This window comes from Streptomyces sp. NBC_01433 (assembly GCF_026340105.1).
Classification (GTDB): domain Bacteria; phylum Actinomycetota; class Actinomycetes; order Streptomycetales; family Streptomycetaceae; genus Streptomyces.
The window spans coordinates 477,901-503,143 of the sequence record NZ_JAPEPM010000002.1 but is presented as its reverse complement, the minus strand read 5'-3'; the positions used below and the strand labels follow the sequence as shown (position 1 = coordinate 503,143).

3 protein-coding genes are annotated in these 25,243 nt (G+C 74.8%); all 3 read left to right on the top strand.

The window, feature by feature from the left end:
• Positions 1-50: 50 nt before the first annotated feature.
• The 3 genes from OG413_RS29920 to OG413_RS29910 are packed head-to-tail and all read left to right on the top strand — an operon-like array spanning position 51 to position 25,243.
• On the top strand, positions 51-24,209 hold the full coding sequence (locus OG413_RS29920; protein ID WP_266811064.1) for a lonely Cys domain-containing protein: 24,159 nt from the start codon (positions 51-53) through the stop codon (positions 24,207-24,209).
• Positions 24,181-24,627, top strand: a complete 447-nt coding sequence (locus tag OG413_RS29915) for a hypothetical protein (protein WP_266811062.1) — start codon at positions 24,181-24,183, stop codon at positions 24,625-24,627. Before OG413_RS29920 ends, OG413_RS29915 begins: the two co-directional genes overlap by 29 nt.
• On the top strand, positions 24,620-25,243 hold the full coding sequence (locus tag OG413_RS29910) for a type VII secretion system-associated protein (protein WP_266811060.1): 624 nt from the start codon (positions 24,620-24,622) through the stop codon (positions 25,241-25,243). Before OG413_RS29915 ends, OG413_RS29910 begins: the two co-directional genes overlap by 8 nt.

Below are 25,243 nucleotides of genomic sequence, written 5' to 3'. Positions count from 1 at the left end.
CCGGGAGCGGCTGCCCCGTTCTGTCCGCGCGGGCTCCAGGGCGGTTGCCGGTGAGCATCCAGGTATCGCCCGAGATCAACGCGATGATCTTCATCCTCACCGGGGAGAAGCTCATGGACGCCGACGAGGACCTCGCCTTCGAGAGCCGTCGGCCGTACTCCGGGCTCGGCCGGAAGCTGGAGAGGCTGTCCTCGCTGATCGACAAGTCGATCCACGACATCGGCGAGTCCATGCCGGACGACCTCGCCAAGTCGTACGCCAAGGCGATGGGGACGCTCATCGACGACGGCGGCAAGAACTACCTGCGTGACTTCGCCGATCAGCTCGACAAGATCGCCGAAGGCCGGCGCAAGACCTCCATGGACATCATGGAGTCCAAGTGGCAGGTCATCGCCGAGATCATCCGCCTGCTCATCGAGATCGCCATCTATCTGGCGATGTCCTTCTTCACCGGCGGCGCCTCGGCCAGCCAGATCATGTTGGCCAAGCTGCGCAGCCGGTTCTTCATCCTCACCACACTCAGCCATCTGCTCCAGCGGCTGCACCTGGCGCCCTCGCTGACCGAGGCGTTCGCCGAGGCGTTCACCACCTTCGCGGTGCGGCTGGCGATGATGAACTTCGCCCCGGACGGCCGCCGTCCCGACGGCATCGACTGGAACGACATCCTCAAGTCGGCGGCGTTCGGCGCCGCCGCAGGCTTCTTCACCAGCGTTTTCGACAAGTTCGCGAAGAACATCGTCAAGAGTTACGACAACAACTTCCTGAAGAACGGCCCGGACCTCGACTTCAAGAACAACCCCAACCTGCGGAACAACCCGAACCTCGACCTCAAGAACAACGGCCCGCACCCCAAGCCGAACCCCGACCCCACGCCCAACCCCAGCCCGAACCCCAGCTCCAACAGCCCCGACCGCGACAGCCTCCTGAACGACCGCCCCGGCCCCAACCCGCACGGGAACGGCCCCAACCCCGCGAACAACCCGCCGGTCACCTTCCGGAACAACCCGTTCTCCTTCCGGAACAACCCCGAGCTGTGGCGTAACAACCAGATCCTGCGTAACAACGCCGACCGGCCCGGAGCGCTGGCCGGGCACTACGGACTCAAGGGGACGGCCGACTTCATCGCCGCCGGTTCCGGCGAGGCGCTCGCGGAGATCCTGATCAAGGGAGCCTTCGACGGAGACTGGTCCACCAACTGGTCCACCTTTGTCGGCGCGGGCATCAGCAGTCAGGTCGAGGGCACGCTCAGCGGCACCGCCGTGAACAGCGGCGCCGAACTGCGCCACGTCATAGACAAGCTGCGCCACCAGCCGCCCACCGTCTCCGGCGGCGACTCCGGCACGCGGGACTCCGGCGGTTCCTCGCGCTCCGGCGACGGCTACGACCGCACGGACGGTCCCTCGCGCCCGGACACCACGGGCGGCGACGGCCCCGCGCTCACCTCGCCCCCGCCGGTCACCGGGCAGACCACCGGACAGGGGAACGTCACCGGCAGCCAGTCGCCTCCGCCCTACATCTCGGAGAACCCGCCGCCGTACACGACCCTGGACCCGCCGCCGTATACGACCGTGGACCCGCCGCCGTACTCACCGGGCCCGCTGCCCGCGACCGCCGCCGAGAACGAGCTGTGGCAGCAGGTCCACCACGGCCCCGCCGAGGTCCGAGAGCAGGCGCTGCGTGACCTCGCCGCCCTGCGCGGCGCCCAGCCGCCCGGCAGCGCCGAGATCGGTGTCCGCGACAGCCTGCACGGCAACCTGTCGCAGCTGCCCGAGGTCCGGGTGGTGCCCGCCGGGAGCGGCCCCGCCGTCCAGGTCGACACGGACGAGGTCCGCCGCGCCCTCGGCGGCTTCGGCACCCAGGTCACGGTGGACACCCCTCTCACGGTGGACACCCCGGCTACGAGGGGAACCCCGCTCGCCACTGTCCCGGGCACCTCCGGCGACAGCCCCGTCACGACCACGGTCGACTCCACCGCACGTCCCGGAGGGGACAACGCCGACCCGATGGTGGACCACGGCCCGGACGCACGGTTCGACGGCACAGCCGACCGGCACGGCGTCGCGCCCGGGGTGTCCCCGGAGAACGTGGCCGTGGATGTGCCCGCGAACTCGGCTGTGACGTTCCCGGAGAACAGCGTTCAGGATTCCCCGGAAGGGGCGGCCGGGCAGAACGAACGTACGGCTACGGTGCCGGGCCACGGGGGCGGCGCTCCCTTCGCCACGGGCGGCTCCGCCACCTCCGCCGGGCCCGGCACGGGCAGCGGCGTCCGGCCGGGTGGTGTCCCCACCGCCGGGGGCGGCCCGGCTCCCTCGGCCACGTCGCCCCAGGGAACCCACACCCCGGACGGCGCGGGCCCGGTGGACGGCTCGCCGAACGCGACGGACGACTCACCGCAGACCACCCCCTCACCGCAGACCACCCCCTCTCCGGAGGCCGTCGACCCGACCGGTACCGATATCGCGCCGGATTCCGGAGAGAGCGTCCCTGCCCCGGACGTCGACACCACCACCGCTCCGCCGAAGGTGGGCACCGTCGGCTCGTTCGCCGACACCGGCGACGTACGTGATGTCGGCGGCACAGCCGACGTGAAGTCCGGCTCCACTCGGGCCGGGAACCCCGAGTCCACCCAGGAGCCGCCACTGACGATCGTGGTCTCGGCGGTGCCGCCGCCGGGGGAGGGGTCGCCGGAGGCGGCCGAGCTGCTGGACAGGGCCGGGACCGACCGGGCCGTGGTGCTCGGGCCGGCGGTCGCGCCGGACGGGGCGGGGCGCCCGGTACGCGCCGCGGTCGAGCTGACCCGCGCGGAGCCTGGCGCCCCGGTCCGGGTCCGCCCGCTCACCGGCCCGACGCCCGCCGCGACGGCGGACGGCGCCACGGACACCGCGTTCCCCGGCGCGGACGTGCTGCTGCCGCTCGCCGAAGCCCTCGGCCCGATGCCCCGCCCCGCCACCCAGAGCACCGCGACGACCGACGGCGCCCCGGTCGTCATCTCCCCGGTCGTCACCTCCCCGGCAGTGCTCCCGGAGAAGGCAACCCCCGTACACAGCAACGGATTCGGTCCGGACTCCACGGCCACCACCGGGCCGGCCCCGGCCAAGCTCGCCACCCTGTCCACCCCCTGGACCGAGACGGCCACCGACCTGCACCTGGAGCCGGGCCAGGGCGACGGCAAGGGGCAGGGAGACGGCGGACAGGCTCCCGGCGGCTTCGGCTCCGGACGTGGGCCGGGCAGCGGCGGCAGCCCGCAGCAACCCCCGCCCACCACGCCGGACAACGTCCCGGCGATGTCTCTCGCCCCACCCCTGCCGTCCGGCCGGATCGTCGTGCGGCCCGCGGTCGGCGACTCCACCGGCGGCAACGGAAACGGTCCCGGACGGTCCGCGAGGGAGCCCGCCGTCACCACCCTGGACGGCCACACGGTGCCCGTCGCGCAGCTGCGGCGCTGGGTTCCGGACGCGGCCGTGAAGCCCCGACCCGGGCGTGCCGTACAGACATTGACCATCTCGCAGGGTCCGGCCGAGGACGGTACGGGGCACAGTGCGGGGCGCCGGGCGCTGCTCGGCGAGGACACCTTCCGCGGCGTGCGCACCACCTCAGATGCCCCGACGCCCGAGGCCACCGCGGTCCCGCCCGCCCTCCGTACGGTGTTCACCGGCCCGCCGACCGCGCTCCCCGGTTCGGGCACCGAGCGGGGCGCCGACTACTTCGTGGGGCACGGCACCTCCCGCACCGTCACTCTCGGTACCGAGGACGCGGCGCGCCCCACGGTGAAGGTCAGCGGTGTGCAACTCGGCGAGGTGCTGAAGTCCTGGGCGGAGGACGGCCATCAGGACCGGCCGCTGGTGCTGTTCTCCTGCGAGACCGGGCGGCAGCCGCAGGTCGCGGGGCTGCCGGTGGCCCAGCACGTGGCGAACCGGACCGGGCGCCCGGTCCACGCGCCGACCACCGAGGTGGGCACGGCCCGCGACCGGGACGGCAACGTCCGCGCGGTGCTCACCGAGGGCCCGGACGAGCCGGGGCGGTGGCGGCTCTTCACTCCGGAGCCCAGCGGTGCCGACCTGGACGGGGCGGCGCGCGACGCCGGCCTGCACGCGGGCCCGGAACCGGCCGACGCCTTCGCCCGGGCCCGCACCCTCCAGCAGATCCGCACGCTGCGCGATGCCCTCGGACCGGATGCCGAACAACGGCCGGAGAACCGGGAACTGCTCGCCGGGCTCGCCTTCGTGGACGGCCTGCGGTGGCACAGCCCGGACACCGCGGCCCGCTACGGCGACGGCCGGATGACCCCGGACCTGCTGCGCCGGATGGTCATCGACCGGCGCGGCGCGACGGGCGCCACCGCCGGTGATGCGGCGGCCGGCCCCACGGCCGAGCAGTACAGCGAATTCCTGCGCTCCGCAGCCGAGTTGCGTGCCACCGCCGGGCCCGGCACCACGCTCGACGCCCTGCTGCCCCCGCCGCCGTCCGCGCTCCCGCCGCCGTCCACCCTGGTTTCGCCGGAGGACGTGCGCGGCCTCGCCTACGCGCCCACCGCGCAGATCACCTGGTCGCTCTCCAGCACCCCGCTGCCGCTGTCGGAGCTGGCCCTGAGCCCCGAGGACACCGCCGAACTCGCCCGCCGCAGGCCCGACCTGGCGCCCGCGCCGAGCCGCCCGGAGAGCCTCGCCGAGGACCTGACCCTGTTCAGCAGGGGAGCCGTGACGCCCGGCCCTGCGGGCATCGTGCGCGCGGACGGCCTGGCATTGCGTCGACTGGACACTCCGGGCGACGGAAACTGCCTCTTCCGGGCGCTGCTCGACAGCGCGCGCAGCCAGGCCGTACCGCCGGCGTGGGCCGCGCGGAACGTCGCCGGGCTGCGCGGCCTGCTGCGCGACCGGATCACCGGGTCCGAACTGGCCGCCGCGGCGGCCGAGGCGACCCCGGACCCGGTGCTCGCCGTCGTCGACGACCTGCGGATGCGCGCCGTCTCCGGGGTGCGGGATCCGGATGGGCTGAGCCGGGTCACCCAGCACTGGAACCGGATCGCGCAGGCGGTCGTCACCGACGGCGAGCACCGCCGGTGGCGGCGGATCCTCCGGGACAGCGGCTACCCCCAACTCGCCGACGTGGCGCCCACCCCCGCCGACGCGCGGCGGCTCGGCACCGAAGGGCTGCTCGCCGCGGCGGCCGAGCTCCCCGGACTGTGGGCCTCTCCCTTCGCCGACGTGCTCCCGCAGGCGCTGGCCCACACCCTCGACCTGGACCTGCGGCTCGTCCAGAGCGACCCGCAGTCACCGGGCAACACCCTCGTCACCCCCCTCCACCCGGGCGGCCGGGGCGACACCCTGCACCTGGCCTACAACGGCACCGACCACTACGACGCCCTTGTCCCGGCCTCGGCCCCGCTCACCCCCGCACCGGTCCCGCCCACCCCTACTCAGGACCCGGCCACCCAGGACTCGGACGGCTCCGGCCTCTTCGGGGAGTGGATGCGCAGCATGGGCGGGATCACCGATCTCGACGGTCCCGGCACCGAGACCCCCGACCGGGGCGACCCGCTACCGCTGGAGACGCAGCTCGAACGGCACCGCCCGGCACGGCTGTTGACCGGCGAGGACGCACGGCCGCCGGGCCCGGCGCCGCGCACCGTCACCTTCGAGGACGGCAGCCGGCTGCCCACCGTCCTGATCAGCCCGGACGCCGATCCGCGCGACGGGAGCCCGGGCACCCGCACGGACGGGACCCGGCAGACCCCGCAGACCCCGCAGACCGGGATGTTTACCGGCCCCGGCGCCGTCACCCTGCGCTCGCCCGAGGAGGTGGCCCGGGAGATCCTCGGCAAGCTGCCGAAGAAGCTGCGTGCCCAGTTCGACGAGGCGGAGCTGCTGCGCCTGCTGACCGGAGATCCCGGCGCCTTCACCGCCCCGCGCGGCGCCCGTTTCGTGGGCCGGGAGAAGTCCGGGGTCGGCCACGAGATGACGGTCGAGGCCATCCCGTACCACCGCTGGGAACGCTTCTCCGAGGTGAACGGCGCCACCGTACGGCTGGACACCATGCGGCGCGGCCAGGCGGGTACGGGCGGCGGGCGCAGCGTCGGCGTCGGGCGCCGGGTCGCCGCCGCGCTGGGCATGGGCCCGCCGCTCAACTGGCTGCTGAAGATCGGCGTCTCACTGGGCTGGACCCGCAGGACCGACTACAGCCTGGGCACCCAGGCGTACAACCAGTCCGAGTACCGGGCCTGGGAAGGCTCGCACCTGCACCTGGACGACGTCCACTACCGGGTGCGAGTGGAGCGCGTCACCGAGGCGCCGGGTACCACGGGCCGGAACACCACAGGCCGCCCGTCCGGCCCGCCCGCGCAGGGCCCCCGCTGGCTGCGCGACCCGGTGCACACCGCGGAGTTCGCGATGCGGGACGGGCTGAGCTGGCGGCTGCCGGACGACCTCACCGTGCCGTTCAAGGGGCCCCGGCGGGCGCCGGAGACACTCACGTTCCCGGACGGGATCGAGCCACGGATCACCGACACCACCGGACTGCACCTGGTGGACCCGCCGGAGGAGGTGGCGCTCGCCATCTCCGGTGCACGGCCCGGTAGTTCGGCGCATCGCACGCTGGTCTCCTACGTCCGGCCGGGGCGGCTGCTCGGCCTGTTCGGGCGACTCTCCGGACCGGTCAGCGGGCCTGAGCTGACCCGTGGCAGCGGTCAGCACCCGCTGGGGCACCTGATCGTGGAGCGGTCGGTTCCGCACCGGGCCACCCTGGTCACCGAGTCGGTCAAGGCGGAGGTGCGCGACCTCACCCAAACCACGTACCAGAACCAGCGCGGCCATGTCCGCGACACCCGCTTCGGCATCCAGGTCACCGCCGGGCCGAACTACACGCTCGCCGGCCCGGAGACCGACGTACGTCTCCAGGGCGGCCCGCTGGTCCGCGCCGACCTCAGCACCGGGCGGGGTCACTACCTCGGCACCGACGCGGCCCGCAAGACCACCGGCCGCGTCCGCAACCATCCGGTCGCGCTGTACCGGGTGGAGCGCACCCTGATGGTGCGCAAGGCCGGCGATCCGTCGTCCGCGGCCCGCCCGGTCCGGGTGGTGAGCCTGGACTGGATCTCCACCCAGGACGCCCGCCGATTCGCGGGCTGGGACAGCGGTACGCCCGGCCGCTCGGGCCCGAACCCTGACGCCGAGCCGCCGGTGCCGTGGTACCTCACCCGGGAGGACCCGGTGCACCTGAGCGGCCAGGTCCGCGCCGAGGGCTTCCGTCCCGACCGCCCGCAGAACCCGGTGACGAGCCCGGACCAGGATCAGCAGGACCAGTCCCGTACCCAGGCACCCCCGTCGGCGCCTGGCCGGATGCGGCCGGAACCCCGGACGCGAACCCAGCAGAACCAGAACCAGCAGCCTCACGCCCAGCAGAACCAGAACGGGCAGCCCGCCCCCCAGGACCCCCTGCGGGCCTTCACCGACAGCGTCCTGGACACCCTCCACCGTTCGTATCCGTCGCTGTTCGCCCCGCCGCTGATGCTGCGGCACCCGCGACTGGCCAGGTTCTGGTACGGCGACGGGCGGATGCGGACCGCCCTGCACAACGACCGCCAGGTGCGCGAGGCACTGAACCGGCCCAGCCTGGCACAGAGTCTGGACGACCTGACCACCACCGGGGTGCCGGTCACCCTCACCGAGGACGGCAAGGTGCGCCGCGGCCACCACACCCTGATCCTGCGGGCGCGGCTCACCGACCGGCGGTTCGAGACCACCATGAGTGAACGCTCGCTGCGCAACGCGGTGATCGGCACCGAGGTCTCCGGCCAGGGACAGCAGGCGTCCACCACCCTCTCCGCCGGTGTCGAGCTGGGCATCTCACCGCGTGACCACGACAAGGTGCCCGAGGCCGGGTTGCCGCGCCAGGCAGGCAACGTCTCCCTCGGCGCCCGCTACGCGAAGACGGACGGGAAGGCCACCCGGAGCACGGTCGCGGTCGCCCACGACCACCTGATGTTCCAGAACGGTGCCGACCTGTACAGCTACCAGGTGGAGCTGAGCGCCTCCTTCGAGGGCCACCGCCGCCCGCGCGGCTGGGCCCGGCTCGTCTCGGTCGGCCTGTTGGGCGCGGGTGTCTTCGTCAGCAAGGTCGAGGAGCGCCCGCTGTTCGGCCGGGGCAGCGAGACCGTGGGCCGGGTGGAGCTGGCCGTGCCCGCGGCGCACGGCTCCGAGCGCCATGCCCCCGCCGACCCTCCGCCCACCGGGCCGGAACCGGCGCCCGCGCCCGTACCGCAGCGGCTCTCCTCCGTCGAGGCGGACCAACTCCTCGACGGGACCCGCCCGCTGCCGAGGCAGGACTCGTCCGACCGGCGGCTCACCCGCAGGCTGCTGAGCGCCCCGCACGTGGTGCTCAGCACCGAGGGCGGCCGACAACGCCAGCGGCTCGTGCAGGACACCGCCGACCGTGCGACGGGCACCTCCTGGCACGTCAGCGCGCCCGGCGCCCCGGTGCGCACCGCGCTGCGCCGGGCGATGGCCAACCTCAGCGTGGCCGGGCAACTGGGCCAGTACCTGGGCCCGTTCGGATCCCGCATCACCGGACTCAACGGCGCCGGACCGCTCGCGACCCACTACCTGAAAGCCGCGGTCCGCGGCGAACTGCACAACGTACGGGTCAAGAGCGACCCGAAGCCGGCCAGCCTCGAAGCCACGATCGGCAACGAGCACCGCGTCGTCGGCAGCGCGAGCACCGTCTCACACACCACACTCGGCCTCCAGGGCGCCGATACGCCGCTTCAGCAGGCCCCGGGCCAACAGCCGGTGACCGGCTCCTACTCCACCGCCCTCCAGTACGCCTGGGGCAAGGGCCGCGGCGTCTCGCAGACCCTCACCCGGGGACGCAATACCACCCTCAGCTTCGCCGGGCGGATGTACCTGGTGGTCGCCGACGTCGCCGAGACCGTCGCGGTGCGGGACCGCTGGACGGCCGCGATGGGGGCGGTGGGCACCCGTGCCGGGGCCGGGATCAGCTCCGCGGCCGGGCGGATGTCCGGGCGCCTTGCCCGCGGCCTCGCCCCGCGCCGGGCCGCCGCCGCGCTCCAACGCGTCCGCGACGCGGTGATGTTCCACCTGCCGATGCAGGACGTCATCGAGGCAGGGCTCGCCCCGGACGGCCTGGGCACCACCACACCGCGCAACCTCGGCGGCGGCTACCGGGTGCCCGCCTTCCTGCGCGGCCGTCGCTTCCCCACCCACCCCAGCGGTCAGCTCGACGCGAGCCACGCGGCGCGGCAGCTGTGGGGGAGGCTGGAGAAGATCGGGGTGCCCTCGCACGACCGGGAGCAGGTCCTCCAGCGCCTCTCCCCGGATTTCCTCCGCGCCCACCTGCACGAGCTGACGACCGACGGGATGACCCTGCCGGTCCGCTACCGCGCCTGGTCCAGCCCGCACCACCTGCCGGTCGGCGGCAGTCCCGGACTGGTCCGGTTCACGCTGACCCCGGTCAGTACCACGGTGGAGAGGCTGCGCACCGGCTTCGAGCTGGAGGACTACCGCACCATCGCCCGCGACGACGCGGACGGCGAGTCCCAGGACCGCGGCGCCGACGCGACGCTCAGCGCCGGCGAGCGCGCGGCCGACAGCGGCATCCTCGTCGCCAACCCCTCGCTGCAGGGCACGGCGGCCAAGCAGCGGTCGAGCAGCCGGACCGGGACGGCCGGCAGCACCTCGATGCCGAACATCGCCACCACCCAGGCGCACGCCGAGATCGTCACCACGTACACCCTGGCCGTCACCATGACGGACGCGACCGGCGAACCGCTCCCCCCTCGCGCCGTCGCCCAGGTCGGCAGCCTCAACGAGATCCTCCCGGCGGGCCTGCTCACCCCGGAGGGCGACGGGGCGGACGGCGCGCTCACCGAGCAGGACGTGCCGGAACCCGAGCGTGCCGTGAGGATGCTGACAGCCGCTCAGGCCCGCCCGGAAGGCGTCTCCGCCTGGCGCACCTCCGGCAGCGGCACCGGCACTGGCACCGGCGGCGCCGACCCGGATGTCCTGCCCCTGGACGACCGGATCGGCTCCGGCATCCTCGCCGTGGACATCCGCGGCGCGGCCAACGTGTGGGATGCCCTGACTCTCGCCACCGCCCGCGCCGACGGCTTCAGCGACAGCGACAGCGACCTCGGCAAGCGGCACACCGGCAGGCTCCTCGGCGAACGCGTACGCATGGCTCGTCTCACCCCGCTCACCGGCCTCGGCACCGCCCCGGCCCAGGCCCAGCAGGAGGCCACCACGCAGGGCGGCCTGACCGCCGGTTTCCGTGAGGCGCTCGGCGCGGACGGCTCGCCACTGCCCACCCAGGCCTCCGCCCGCCTCTTCGGCCAGTCCCACACCGCAGGCTCCCGTCTTTACGCGAAGATGCACCGCCGCGGCGCCCGGCTGCTCGCCGTGGAGAACAAGCCGCGTATGGAGGCCATGCAGCGCCGCAAGACCTCCGACGCGCTGGAGGCCGGCATCACCGACAGCGTCGAGGGCGCGGCGGGCACCGCGCCGTTGGCGGGCAACAGCAACGCGGGCGTGACCAACCCCGGTGCCACGGTCCCGGTCGGCGGCGCGAACGACGGCACCGCGCTCAAGGGCAGCACGGACACCACCCTCGGCACCCACGTCAAGGTCGTCACCGACCGCAGCCTGCTCTTCGCGCTGCCGGTGAGCTGGCTGTCGGTGGCCGAGGTGGACCACCGGGTCACCGACAGCCGTCCGCTGCAGGCGCTCGGCAAACCCCTGCGCGGCCCGCGCGCCGCCGAGGCCGAGACCACCGCCCTGGTCTGGCTGCGCGAGGACATCGCCCGCGACTACGGCCTCCTGGACGACACCACGTTCCCCGACGAGGTCCGCAAGGCCTGGGACGACATGGCCGAGGCGGCCGGCGACCTCGCCGCGGCCGAGAAGGGCTACTACGACGCACGGGCGCGCGCCCGGGAGACGTGGCTCGACCTGAGCGCCGATGAACAGGCCGTGCTCGGCGACGGCCGTCCCGACCGGGTGACCGTCCTGCCGCGGTCCGTGGCCCAGTCCCCGGCCGTCGCCGCCTGGCAGGCCGCCCGCGAGGAGGCCCGCCGCTGGGAGCGGCGCACCGACGACGCCGCCGCGGACCATCACCGGCTGCACCTCGCCGCCTCGCGCCTCACCGCACACCACCAGGGTTCGGTCTCGGTCCCCGTGCCGGACCGGCCGCAGGAGTACACCAAGCCCGGATGGCGCTCCGAGGCGCCGGAGCCGTACGGGATCACCGACGGCACCGGCTCCGCCCCGCGCACCATCAACTCGCCGGACGGCGCCACGGTGCGCGAGGTGCACGACATGCCGCACGACGGCGCCTCGTTCTTCCACGCGCTGCTCGCCGTCGCCCAGGACCGCGCCCGGCTTCCGCACCTGCTCGGCACCGACCTCGCCGCCCGGTTCGCGGCCGACCCCGGCGACCCGGCCGTCACGGCCGAGGCCATCGGCACCGCGCGCGACCGCCTCGCCTGGGCGCTGGGCGAGGACGGCAACGAGGACCTGCTCGACGCCCTGGCCCTGGACGCCGCGGACACCTTCACCCAGGACGAACTCGACTCCGCCGGAGTGGAACTGCCCCCCGCGTGGCAGGCCGAGTTCGACGCCTTCGGGCGTCTCCCGCAGAACTTCTGGCCGACCCCCGCGCAGCGGGTGGCGCTGGCCGTCGCGGCCCTCTCCCGCCCGTTCGCGAGCGAGCCGCGGCAGGAGGGCACGGGCGACTCGGGAGCCTCGGATGTTTCGGACGGCGTACCGGCACCGCCCGAGCGCCGTGCGGGCGACCACGGTGGCGCCGACCTGCTGCCCGCCCTCGCCGCCCGGGTCCTGGGCACCCCGCTCACCGTGGTCACCGGCGAGGGCCGCGAGCAACTGTTCCTCCCACGCGGTACCGATCCGGCCGCCGTCGACCCGGTCACCGATCCGGTCCTCTTCGCCACCGGGGGTTTCTTCCACGCAGCCCTCCCGCCGGGGACCCCGGCCCCGGCCGCCACGCCACTGCCGGCTCCGGGGAGCGCGGGCACGTCGGGTACGTCCGCGACGTCGGGTACGTCGGGGACCTCGGGTACGGACAGCACGCGCCCCGCGAAGCCGCTCGCGCACCGCAGCCACGCCACCCCGCCCTGGATGCCGCCCGCGGACAGCACCGGCCCGCGCTACCGCCTCGACCGGGACGGTGTCCTCACCGCTCCCGACGGCGCCACCTACACCCAGGGCACACCCGCCGGCCGCGGCAACGGCTTCTTCGGCGCGCTCTCCACGGCCCTGCGGCAGGCGGCCGAGCAGTCCGGACGGGACCGTCGCGAGGCGGCACGCCTGCGCACCCGCGCCGGGGCGCCGCCCGCCCAGCTGATGCGGCTGAACGGCCTGCCGGGCGACCCAGCCGAGCGCGACTCCCTCTTCACGCCGCCGCCCATGAACGTCCGTCCCGGCGCGCCCGAGCCGAGCGCCGACGCCCGCGAGGGCCACCTGCGCCGCTATCTCGCCGAGGCCCCCTGGGGTGCCGATGCCGACCGCGCGGTCGCCGAGTGGGCGGCTGCGGCCACCGGCACCACCGTCACTCTGATCGAGGAGAACGGCGCTGCCCACACCTACCCCGGTCCTGCCGCCGAGGGCGGACCGCACCTCAGGCTCCGTCGTCGCGGCGGCGACTTCGTCCCCGTGGCCCTCCGCACCCCGGCACCTGCCCCGAAGGCTCCCGAGTCGCCCAAGCCGCCCAAGACGTCGGAGACGCCCAAGTCGACGGAGAGGCCCGTGTCGCAGCAGGACCCGGCCGCAGTCCCGCTGCCGCCGCCGCCCGGGTCCCCGACCGGCAGCGACCTCCCGGGGCTTCCCGGACTCCCGGGCGAGGAGGAGGCGTACCACCTGAGCACGCTGTCCGGCGCCGAGGCCGAAGCCGAAGAACTGGCCCAGTTCCGGTTCACGGACGACTCCGACACCGAGGAACTGGCCCAGTTCCGGTTCACGGACGACACCGGCACCGAGGCGCTGGCGCAGTTCCGGTTCACCGACGACACCAGTGACTCCGACAGCGAGGACGACCCTGCGGAGGCCGCGCACGAACTCTGGCTCGACCTCCTCTTCGGCTCCGCGGACCGGCATGACCATGCGCCCGAGATGCTCGTCGGCACGGCGTTGTCACTGCGGGAACTCGCCGGGAGGCACCCGGAGTCGTCGACCGTGGCCACCGGCACCCTCGCCCACCTGAACGGCCTGGCCCGGCGGGTGCTGAACCTCGCCCCGGCCGCCGAGGTGAGCGAGCAGCACCTCCTGCTCCTCGGGTCGCTGGCCCTCGACGCCTCCCCGGCCCAGCTGGCCGACGAGACCGCCCTCACCGCGTACCTGACGAGCCATGACGCCGCCCTCGGGCGGGACAGCCGGCTGGTGTCGGACGGCGGCACCGTGCGGAACTGGACCGGCACCGGGGACCAGGTGCCGGCCCTGAACTCGTACGCTGTGGAGGGCGAGGACGGCCGGCTGAGCACGTGGCAGGCGCAATGGTCGAAGCCGTACGTGGTCCTCGCCCAGAGCACCACGGACGCGGTCCTGCTGAACACGCCCCGCGGCAGGCTCACGCTGGACGATCCCGGTGAGTTCGCCCGGCTCGTCGCCCGGGACCCGGCGCGGCGCGCGGGCGCCGACGTCGTCCTGGCCTTCCCCCACGAGGACATCGGGTCCCTGGCGCGTCACGTCGCCGACCTGACGGGCGCCAGGGTCTGGTACTCGGAGCACGGCCCCCGCCCGTCCACCGACTGGCGCACCGGCACCGACCAGATCATGCTCGGGCCCGTCCGCGACGGCGTCGGCACGGTGTGGAACTCCGTACGTGCGGGGCAGGACGCCGACAGCGACGGGGACGTCACGGAGATCCTCGGGATGTACTCCGACCGCCGCGAGGGCGTCGACGCGCGCCGGGCCGAGCCGTTGACCACGACGAACTACGGCGTCGTGGACGACCGCGGCACGGGCGTGCTCTTCCGCAGGCCCGGCGGGACCCAGGGGAGCTGGCGGACCCCGCGGGCGCTGGCGGGTACCCAGGACGCGCCCGAACTCGCCATGTCCGTGCAGGACCACCACGAGACGCTCGTCACCGAGCGGCCCGTCCTGCGGATCTCCTCGGACCGCACGCTGGCGGTCGAGAACGGCATGTACGGGCAGCAGGTCTTCGCCACGCCCGAGGCCGTCGCCCGCGCCTCGGCCAAACTGTCGCGTGCGGGCGCGGCCGTGCGGTTGCGGACCGATCAGGACCTGAGCGTCATCCTGCCCACCGCCGACGGGGGCAGCAGGCAGCTGTTCCTCGTCGCCCCGGTCTTCCTGACCCGTTCCGGCGAGTCCACGGAGGAGGTCTGCCGGGACTTCGCCGACATGCTGGCCGAAACCTCCCGCACGTCGCACATGGTCTTCCGCGCCCCCGAGGGCGGCGGCCCGGTCGTCACCGCGCCGGTCAACGCCTCCGACGGAGCCGAGGTCACCGGCACCCATCACCTCGCCGAAGCCCTGGGCGGTATCGCGGACGGTGGCACGCCCCCGAACACGGCGGATCCCACGTGGGCGGCCGGACTCGTCCGGCGGGACGACCGGCCCACCGGCGGCGACGGGGGTCCTCTGCCCGGCCGCGCGTACGGCAGCGCGCTCAGCCTCGCCCAGGAGGATGACCCACGGCGCGACGCCCTGTCCGGCGCCGCCGGCCGGATCGGCGTCAACGAGCACGCGTGGGCCGACATCGGCGAGGGCTACGTCGTCCAGTCCGTCGCGGCGTCCGGTGCGCAGGGCCAGCCGAGCCTGGAGCACAACTACGCCAAGCCGCAGACCGGTTCCGGCGGCGGACACTTCGGCTACCACTTCGTCACCGTGGTCCTGGCGAGCGAGGACGGCAGTCACCAGATCTCCCTGGAGAACCACGCGCGCGCCTCGGTGCGCAACGACCGGCACCGCAGGGCGGTCCGGGCGAACCTGCGCAACCACGACCTGGAGGAGCTGCGGGAGATCGCGTCGCGACTGCGCCGGGAGTTCGAGCGGCAGCAGGAAGCCGGTGTCGACGAGCACCTCGCGGAGCTGCGCGGCCACCTCGACCTGGCCCTGGCCCTCGTCAGGGCGAAGCAGGCCTGGACGGAGGAGCAGGCGGCGCCCGCCGGATCGGCGGAGCGTGCGGCGGCCGAGCGGACGCTGGAGGGCGCCACCCGCGCCGCCGCGGTCCGCATCGGAGAGCTCGAAGCGGTCATCCCGGGCAAGAACCAGTGGTACATGCGGATGTACTCGCAGCGTCCGGGTGAGTCCGCCCACGACACCAACGCGGACCTGCTGGGCGAGGGGCCCTCCGCCGAGGCCAATCCCCTCACCGCCGTCGTGCTCCGGGGCCAGCAGGCACTACCGGTGTCCATCTCCTTCGACAAGGGCGCCCAGCGGACGCCCGAGGGTGCGAAGCACTCCATCCGGCACCTGGCCAAGGTGGTGGCCAGGTCGGCGCTGTGGAACGCCGCCAACGGGCTGCCGTTGCCGGACGTCCAGGTGGCCGGCCGGCGCACCGGCCGCTTCGTCGGGCGGGACATCGCGAAGGTACGCGCGGAGGCGGTCGCGGCCTCGTTCCGGCAGGAGCTCGCCGACGCGCTCGCGGCGCTCCAGAACGGCACCCCGCAACCGCACCTCACCGTCGACCGGTTCACCGTCGCACCGGTCTCGGTGCACGGCCGCGGTCCGTCCACCGGCGACGCGGGCGCCGCCACCGTGGACATGACGGTCGACGACCACCGCGGCGGGCCCCGGCAGGTCGCCACCCGCGGTCCGCGCGGCGGCTCCCGGCCGGGAGGTCTTTCGGGCGGCTCGCGCGACGACGGTCTCGACCCGGTGGTGGAGCAGTGGCCGATCGGCCGCCCGGTCACCGTCATGCGGCCCCGCTTCGGCGGCATCGACCCGGACTCCGTCGTGTCCGCCACCGACGTACCCGCCGCCGGTGCACCCGGCACCGACGTACCCGTCACTGACGAGTCCGCAGGCACCGGGACGGTGGACACCGGGACGGTGGGCACCGGGACCGCGAAGGGCAAGACCCCGGCTGTCGCGACCGCGGACGACGTACCGGCCGACACGGGCCCGCGGCCCAACCGGTGGTTCACCTACACGCGGTCCGCCGAGTCCCGTTCGGAGCCCTTCCGCTACGAGGTCGCCGACACCGGGCACATCAGGCTCCCCGACGGGGAGGAGATCCCCCCGGCCGGGTGGACGCGGTTCGGCCACGACTTCGTCCATGAGGCCACGGGCGCGATCCTGCGGGGCGACAGCGGCTGGATCGGCCGGGTGGACAACATGGACACCCTCGCGGTCGTGATGGCTGACCTGGACCAGGGGTCCGCGCCCCACCGGATCGTGGCGGACTCCTCGGCCCTGTACCTGGTGCCGGAGGGCGACGGCGACACGGCCCTCCGCATTCCGCTGCGGGAGACCGCCGACTCCGCCGCCCTCGACGGCACGTCCGCCACCACCCCGCAGTCCGCGCCCGCGCAGCCCGCGCCCCCGCAGGCCGTGGAGCCTCCCGCCGCCGAGACGGTGAAGCCCGAGCCGCCGCGCGCCCGTCCGGGACCGGCCCGCCCGATCCTCACCAGGCCCGTCGCCGCCGAGCCGGACCACCCGGTGCCGCAGATGCCGAACCCGCTCGGCATTCCCGCCATCGGCAATCCCGCCATGGGACAGGGCGCCGCCCCGCCCCGGACCGTCTCGTCCGACGAGGCGGAGGGGCACCGCGAAGCGGTCGTCGAAGCGCTGTACGGTCTGGGCGCCCTGAACGGTGTCGACCGGGAGCGGGCCGCCCGGGCGCTGGAGCGGATGGACCGGCTGCGGGCGGCGGACCCGGCGCTGCGCGGCGGCTTCCTGGACCTGGACGCGCTGGTCCGCCGGGTGCTGCTGCTCGCCCCCTCCGACACCGTGAACGCCTCGACGCGCGGCGCCCTGATACGGCTGGTGACGTCCCCGGTCACGGCCGACGCCGACACACTGGCCGCGCTGTCCGCGCACTACCTGGCCCAACGCGGGGCGTTCCACGCGGACTTCCGGCTCACCGACGCCCAGGGCCGCCCGCGCGGCTGGAACTGGCTCGGCCGGCCCCTGCCCGCCGACTTCGACCCGGGCAGCACCGGCCGGATCTCGCGCGCCCCCGACGGCACGACCGGCCACAGCGGGCCCGAGGCCGCGCCGTGGCGTCCCACGTCCGGCGACCCCGATCCGTACCTCGTGCTGCTCGCCGGCCGGTCCGACGCGGTCGTGGTGCGCGGGCTCGGCGGATTCGCGCGTCCCGCGCCGCCCGAGGTCTTCCACGAGCTGATGGCCCTCGACGGGAACCTGGCGGCCCGGCCCGACCGGGTGCCGCTGCTCCTCCACGTCGCCCGGCCCGCCGCCGCGGCCCTGGACCTGCCGCGCGCTCTCGCCGACCGGCTCGGCCGGGACGTGTGGGCCACCAGCGGCCGGTCGGGCATCGGGCGCCTCCCGAACGTTCCGGACCGTTCGATGGTCCTGTTGCTGGACGAGGAGAAGCAGGCGCCCCGGGGCCAGTGGTTCGCCAGCACGCCCGTCACGGTGCCCACCTCGTCCACGTTGCCCACGTCGCTCGCCGACGCGGCGGACGGCCAGGTGAGCGCCCTCTCCATCGGCCACCACGGCCACCGGTCGACGGGCTACATCTCGATGGACCTCGCCGAGACGGCGGACGGGGGCTGGTCGCGGACGCTGACGCACAGCCGGCTGGGGACGGTCACGTCCTACACCTTCCTGCGCACCGGCTACGACGCCGGGGGCGCCACCTCCGTCGTGCCCTGGGTCGAACTCAACCTGCCGGCACCCTACTTCCCCAACAACCACGGCCTGCCGGGCGCCGTCCTGTGGCACACCCCGGAGGGGGAGCGGAAGGACGACGGGCCGCGGTTCGCCCGTACGCTCGCCCGCCGCCGCAGCCTGGCCTCCCTCGCTCCCGAGCACCCCGTGGTGCTGCTCATCTGCTACGCGGCCACGCCTCCCGGCATCGGTGAGGTGCACGGGCGCCACATCGACGGCCCGCTGCCGTTCGTGCCCGACCCGCTCGCGGTCGTCGCGGTCGGCCAGCACACGGCCAACGAGACGGGCCGGACGGTGTTCGCCACCGTCCTGATGAACGCCGCCGGGCAGTCACGGCCCGGCGACCCCGAGACCTACATCAGCCTCTTCACCGACGCACGGGGCCGTACCTATCAGTGGGTGATGTTCCGGCCGGAGCCGGCCGGGGACGCGCTGGACCGGCGGGCCCGCGACGCCGGGCTGCACCACGGCCCGGGACCCGCCCCGGAGGAGGCACGGGAGCGGACCCTGCGGCTGGTCCGGGCGCTGCGCCAGATCTTCGGTCCGATGGTCGACTGGACCGCGGAGTATCCGGTGCTGCTGCGCGGTACGGGCGCGCTCGACCTGATGCACGAGGCCGATCCTCACCTGAACCGCGACGGCGCGCGCCGGTTCACCCTGGACCTGTACGAGCAGATCCTGACCGGGTACCACGCGGGCGGGTCCCCGCCGGGGCAGACCCCGCAGTTCACGCCGGACAGCCACCGCAGCCTGCTGGCGGAGGCGGCCCGCCGATGGGACGCGGGCCTGCGGGGCCCCCTGACCGGCTGGATCGAGCTGCCGAACCTGGTCCACATGCTGGCGGGCCTCGGCTCGTCCCCCCACCGCGAGGCAGTCGCCCGGCAGGTCCTGGGGCTCGACGCCACGGCGCCGGTGGGCGAGACCGAGTGGTCGCGGCTTCTGTGGGCGTCGTTCAAGGCCGCCACGGTGACGGCCGCCCACCCGGACCGGGGCGCGTTCGCCGCCGCGGTGCTGAACCTGTCCGCGCCCGACCCGGCGCGGTTCGGCGACGCGGTCCTCGTGGCACGGCAGGCGGCGGCCGTGGGCCGCGACCCGCGGCAGCTGCACGAGGTGGCCGCCCACCACCTGGAGCGGCAGGGCGCGCTGGAGCCGGACCGGCTCCTGACGGACGCCCAAGGCACGGCCTGGGGCCGGACGCTGGACGGCACGACCCGGCCGCAGGGGACGTTCGACCCCGGCGTGGTCACCCTGATGGGGTACGCGCCCGACGGCTCGCTCGTGCCCGTCGGCACCGAGCCCGCGCCCTGGACCGACCCGTACCGCCCGACGCCCTTCGTCTACGTCGCCGACGGTGACGCCTACGGGCTCCGCATGCCGGGGCCGGTACCGCCCCAGCAGTTCGGCGAACTGGTCTTCCGCGACCCGCAGTTGCTTGCCGAGCAGGGGAACGCCGAGGTCATCGCGGTGGTTTCGCACGGCAGGCCGTCCGGGGCGCGGCCGGTCGAGGGCAGCCTTCCGGGCGAGGGCGCGCGGAACTCGGCCAGGAACTGGTGGACCACCCACGGCGCCACCACGCTCCACCACGACCCGGCGACCGGGACGTACACCGTCGCGGTGCTGCCGGGCCCTGACGGGCAGTCGGCCGCGGCGGGCTCCTGGGGGCGGACCACGCCCGCGGAGGGCGACCGCTCCGGCACCACGGGCGCGGAGACAGCGCCGAACGCGCCGACGTCCCGTACGGCGGTGGCGGCCAGCACCGCGGCGCTCGCGTTCCCGCCCGCCGGGGCCCGCATCGCCGCTGCTGCCGCTGCCGTCGTCACCGCCGCCGACGCCGACGCCGACGCCGAGACCGCCGAGGAGGCCGCCCCGGCCGCGGACCTCGCCGTGGCGTGGGACGCGCACGCGCGGGCGCTGACCGCGCTCGGCGAGGCCGCCGCCGAAGCCGCGACGATGGAGCGGGTCAGCGGCGACGGGACGGCGGTGGCGTTCGCCTGGGCCGGGGTCGACGCGGCGCGTCGGCGGCTTGAGGACGCCGGGGTGCGGCTGTGGGCCCTGGGCGTCGCGCCGAACGCGCTGGGCGCGGCGCGGGGCACCGGCGGGACGGCCGGGACCGGCCGGGGCGATGGCTCCGACGCGGGTGACGTGGCCCCGGTCGTCCCGAGGGGCGCGGGCCGGCGCCGGTGGATCGCGGGGCAGGTGACCGAAGGCGACCTGACGCCCGCCCCGCCGAGGCACGCCGCGAGCGAGACCATCGGCCTGGAAGAGCTCGGCGCCGCGGGCATCACGCTCTCCCGCGGCCAGCAGACCGAGATGGCGCTGCGCGGCGACGACCGGCTGCCCGCGGGCGCGCTGTCGCCGCTGGACCTGGTCCGCGTGCGGATGGCGCGGCCCGACGCCTGGACGGACACGATGGACACGGTGGCCGCGAAAGCGTCGCGGCGGTTGTGGGCGCAGGCATACGCCGACTTCGCGGGCGCGGCACCCGAGGCCATGGGCGAGGCGGACGTTCCCCGTGCCTGGGCCGCCGCTGTCTCCCTGGTGCTGCCGGCGGAGCCGCACGCGGTGCTCGCCGACTCCCGGTACGCCGGTGACGACTTCCGCGACGCGGTGCGCCGCGTCGCAGGCCATCTGCTGGGCGGGGGGACCGGCACCAGGAACGCACAGGCGTCCGCCGCGGTGCTGGCCGACACGCTTCGCTCCGGCCTGGGCCTGCGGCAGCGCTGGACCGTGCCCGCCACGGACACCCAGGACACCCAGGACACCCAGGACACCCAGGACACCCAGGACACCGAGGCAGCCGCCGGGGTCGGCGTGGAGACGTTGCCGGTGGCGCAGTCGGGCGCCGACGCCGACCTGTCCGACCTCGACATGTCGGTCCTGGACCACCCGGACCTGGACGCCCTCGGCCTCGGCGACTTCGACTTCGACATGTCGGGACCGGGCCTCCCCGACCTGGACATGACCGACCTGGACATGACCCCTCTGGACTCGGGCAGCGGGCAGCCGGTGTTCGCCGCGCCGGCGGCGGCCTCGTCGGCCGGGCCGCTCGCCGCCCTGCCCGGGCTGAGCCTCGTGGCGTTCGGCCGGGGGGAGACGAGCCCATGGGCAGGCGCGCGGGAGAGCGTCGAACGGCTGGCGTTCCGGGTGGCGAAGACCGCTCTGCGCAACCGGCGCACGCGGGTGCCGCTGCCGGCGATCGACATCGCCGGGTACGGTGCCGACGCGCGACGGGACGGCGCCGCGCAGGCGCGGGAACAGGCCGCCCGGGAGGTGGGCGACCGGCGCGCGCGGGCCGCGTACGAGCTGTTCGTCCAGAAGCTGGACCACGCGCTGCGCACCCTCCAGGAGAACCTGCCGGCGGGGCGTGCGCGGCTGGCCGCGAAGGACTTCAAGATCACCTCGCGCGGCCGTGCACGCGTGCCCGGCCAGGGCGTCACCGTGGGCTCGTCCGAGCAGGTGAGCCGCGAGGACCTGGGCCGGCAGGCCACGATCGCCATCACCTCGCCGGGGCACGCGGCGGCGGTGGAGACCCTGGACGCGTTGCGCCGCGAGGACCGGGCGTTGCGCGCCGGGGCGTTCGACGTGGACGCGGTCGCCCGGCGGATCCTCCACCAGGGCCCGTTCGTGCTCGTCGACCCGGGGACGCGCAGGGACCTGTACACGATGGTCGAGCGGGCGATCGCGGCCGGGCGGGCGTCCGGCGTGCCCGCGCTCACGGCGTTTCACCTGGAGGAGGAGGGCGTGCTCGCGGCGGACCGCCCCCAGTACGTCTCCGTAGGCGGAAACAGGGTGCCGGGCCTGAACTGGACCGGGCCCGACATCGTCGAACTGGACGGCATCTTCGTCGAGAACCTCAAGCCCGATCAGGCGGGCGGTTTTCTCCCCTCGGGGACCTCGGACTTCTCCCCCTGGCCGTGGGACGTGACCCCGTACGCCGTCCTGGCCGACGGGCGGCACGACCTGGTGACGGCGCGGCTGCCCGACGGGACGACGCGCGAACTCGACGCCGACGATTTCGCCGAGCTGGTCGCGGCCGACCTGGCGCGGCAGGGACTGCCGGCCGGGACCCCGATCGTGCTGGCTGTGCCGTTCGCCGGCGACCGGTACCTGGAACTGCCGAGGAAGCTCGCGGAGCGCACCGGCCACACCGTGTGGGTACACAGCGGCCTGGCGCGTCGCCACCCCGATCCGGCCGGGCAGAGCACCATCGCCGTGATCCGGCGGGACGGACTGCCGCACGGCTCCTGGGTCCCGGTCCGGCCCGGCCTGGCGCCCGACGCCGACGACGGCGCCCCGGACTGGCACCGCGACGTGCTGACCCAGCCCATCATCAGCGCGCTGACCGGGAAGCAGATCGGCCGCAGTCTGCACGAGCCCGGCGAACTCGCCGAGTCGCGCGAGGACAACTTCAGTCATCTCGACCGGATGACGTTGTTCGTCCACTACAACCCCGCCACGGGCACGTACTCCGCCAAGCTGCCGCTGGTGGACCCCGGGCCGAAGGACAGGGCGTACCACCTTGCGGGCCACGGTCTGCCGGGCCGTCTGATGCTGCCGCTGGCCGGCGGCGGGTCGAGGACGGCCGACCGGCATGAGGCGGGGGAGTGGCTGCGGCGGCGCAAGAGCCTGTCGAGCCTGCCCGAGGACCACTGGATCGACATGGTGGTCTGCTACTCCTCGGCCCCGCAGGACGGCACCACGCAGGACCTGTCGCAGGCCGGCGACTCCTTCCCCGTACCGTTCGCCGCCGATCCGCTCGCGGACGACGCGATCTCCCTGGGGCAGCACCTGGCGAACGTGACGGGGCGCACGGTGCGCCTGTCCTACGCCCTGCAGGGGGCGTTCAGGTATCAAAACGACCCCGTGCGGGTGCTGTTCACCGACGCGCGCGGACGCCGGTGGTGGTGGGAGACCAGCCGTCCGGAGCCCGGCGAGGCCGAGTTGGACCGGCTGGCGAAGCTGTCCGGGTTCGAGGGCGAGCCGTCGTCGCGGAGCCGGGCCGAGATGCTGCGCCTGGTGCGGGCCCTGCGGCTGATGTTCGGACACGACGTGGAGGACGCCGCCGACTTCGCGACCCTGATCCGAGGGGCCGGTGCGGTCGACAACATGTGGCACGTCGATCCGGACCTCGGCCGGACCGGCCCGTTCTCGCCGGACCTGCTGCGCCGGGTGATCGCCGCGCACCCGGAGGCCGCGTCCGGAGTGGACCGGCAGGTCACCCGCCGTGTGCTGGCCGCGGCGGCACAGGCGTGGCAGTCCGGGTCCGCCCTGCCCGTGAGCCGGTTCGTGGACCTGCCGGTGCTGCACTCGGCCGCCCGGTGGCTTCAGGACGCGGCGGCGGTGGACGCGGCGGCCGTCGCCGCGCTGAAGCACTCCGGCCCCGGCGGGGTGGGCGGGGCCGAGCGCGCGCGCATGTTCTGGGCGCGGGTCAAGGCCGAGGAGACGCTGCGCGCGGCCGGCCCGGACGCGGACGCGCTCACCACGAAGGTGTCGCACCTCGATCCCGCCGTCGAGGTGAACGACGCGCTGCGCGGTGAGGCGCTGACGCTGCTCACCCGCGGGTTCGCGGCGGGCCGGAACATGACCGACCCGGACGTGGCGGCCGCGTACGACCTGGAGGCGCGCGGCGCCTTCGACGAGCCCGTGCCGCCCACGAGCATGGGCCTCGCCATGGGCGGGGGCCGCGACTGGAAGGACGGTTCGGCCTTCCTGCCGGAGCTGGGGAGGTTCCGGGCGCCGAGCGGGGTCGTCGACGCGCCGTGGGCAGGGCAGGACGCGTTTGGCAAGGACAGGCCCGTCCCCCACCTGGTGCGGGCCTCCGTGGACCTTCAGGACGGCGACCACCTCGACGTGGCTTTCGGCGGCCTGTCGTACCGGGTGCCGGCCGCCGAGTTCGCTGAACTGCTGGCCGCCGATGCCGAGTTGCGGCGCAAGGCGCTGACGACCCCCGTCCTCCTGGTGCTCGACGGACTCGACGGGCCCGCGCCGGGCCTCGCGGACCTGATCGCCCAGCGGCTGGGCCGGAGCGTGTGGTGGAGCCGGTTCCCGGTGGAGCTGTCCGGGACGGACGACGCGGGTACGTCGGTGCCCACACTGGTCGACTCGCTTGCCACCATGACCAGTCCGACGGCCACCGACTGGCAGGAGGCGCGGCCCGTCGACCCGGCCGGGACCCTGGAGGGCCCACGCCCTGTCGAGCCGCCGCTGCCCGCGGGGCCGCGGCCCGGTACGACGAGCACGGCCGAGGACAGCCCCGCGGCCGGGAACGGCGCGATGCCCGGGCACGCCGCGGCGGCCCCCGCTCCGAAGGCGCGGCCTTCGGCCGGGGGACCGCATGCAGGGAGTGGAGACGACCCTGTCCGTGAGCGGTGAGGAGACCATGGAGCGACTGGTGTCCCGGGTGGTGGCCGCCGGGCTGCGTAACCGGCGGGCGGACGGGCGCGGCGCGGTACTGCCGTGTGTGTGGCCGGGGGCGGGAGCCGGTGTGGACGCGGGTACCCGGCGGCGCGCACGCGGGCCCGTCCTCCCGGTGTCTTGGCGGGCACCGGCGGGCCGCCTGCCCGCGCATGTGATGATGACGCTTCCCGACTTCTTCGACCGGCTGCCGCCCGGCCGGGACGTGATGTTCCTCAACTCGTCCGCCCCCGCGGCCCCGTTCGTCCCGGCGGACGATCCGCCGGCACGGTGGGGGCAGACGACGGGCGAATCCGCACCGGGCGGCCCCGGCCCGGACCAACCGCGCCCCAGCACCGACTCGGGCACCCCCAGCAAGCGAGGACAAGATGAGTGAGTCCGGCGCCGAAGCCTCCGCCGCCCCGGTGGACCCCGCGCCTCCCGAGGAGTTCGTCCAGGCCGCCGGGCTGGCACCCGACCACTGGCTCTACCTGACCGATCCCGCCTGGCAGGGGGAGGGCCCGCCGCCGACGTGGGCCGTGGTCGGTCAGTGGCGCTCCGACTCCGAGGGCGAGATCGTCGAGTGGGAGGACAACGAGGACTACAGGCCGTCACCCGAGGCCATGGGGTGGCCCGAGCCCGCCGATGACGTGGACCGTGCCATTCAGCTCGCCACCACCGGGTACGGCTCGGCGGAAGATGTCACCGCCGCTCTGGCCAGGGCCGAGGTCGCGGTGTTGGTCACGGCCGACGGCGAGCCGGTGAGCGCGTCGGCGCCCGACGGCACGGCGGTGGTCCCGGTCTATACCTCCCCTCGCCACCTCCAGGCCGCCGGGCGGCTGGGATTCGAACGGCTGCCGGTAGCGGATCTGCTCGGCCGGACCCCTCCGGGCCATAGCCTGTACCTCAACAGCTCGGCCCCCGTCAGCATGGTGCTGACCACGGACGGGCTTGCGGAGGTACTCCAGGAGGCGGCGAAGGAAGCGGCGGCGGGGGAGACCCGGAACGGGTGA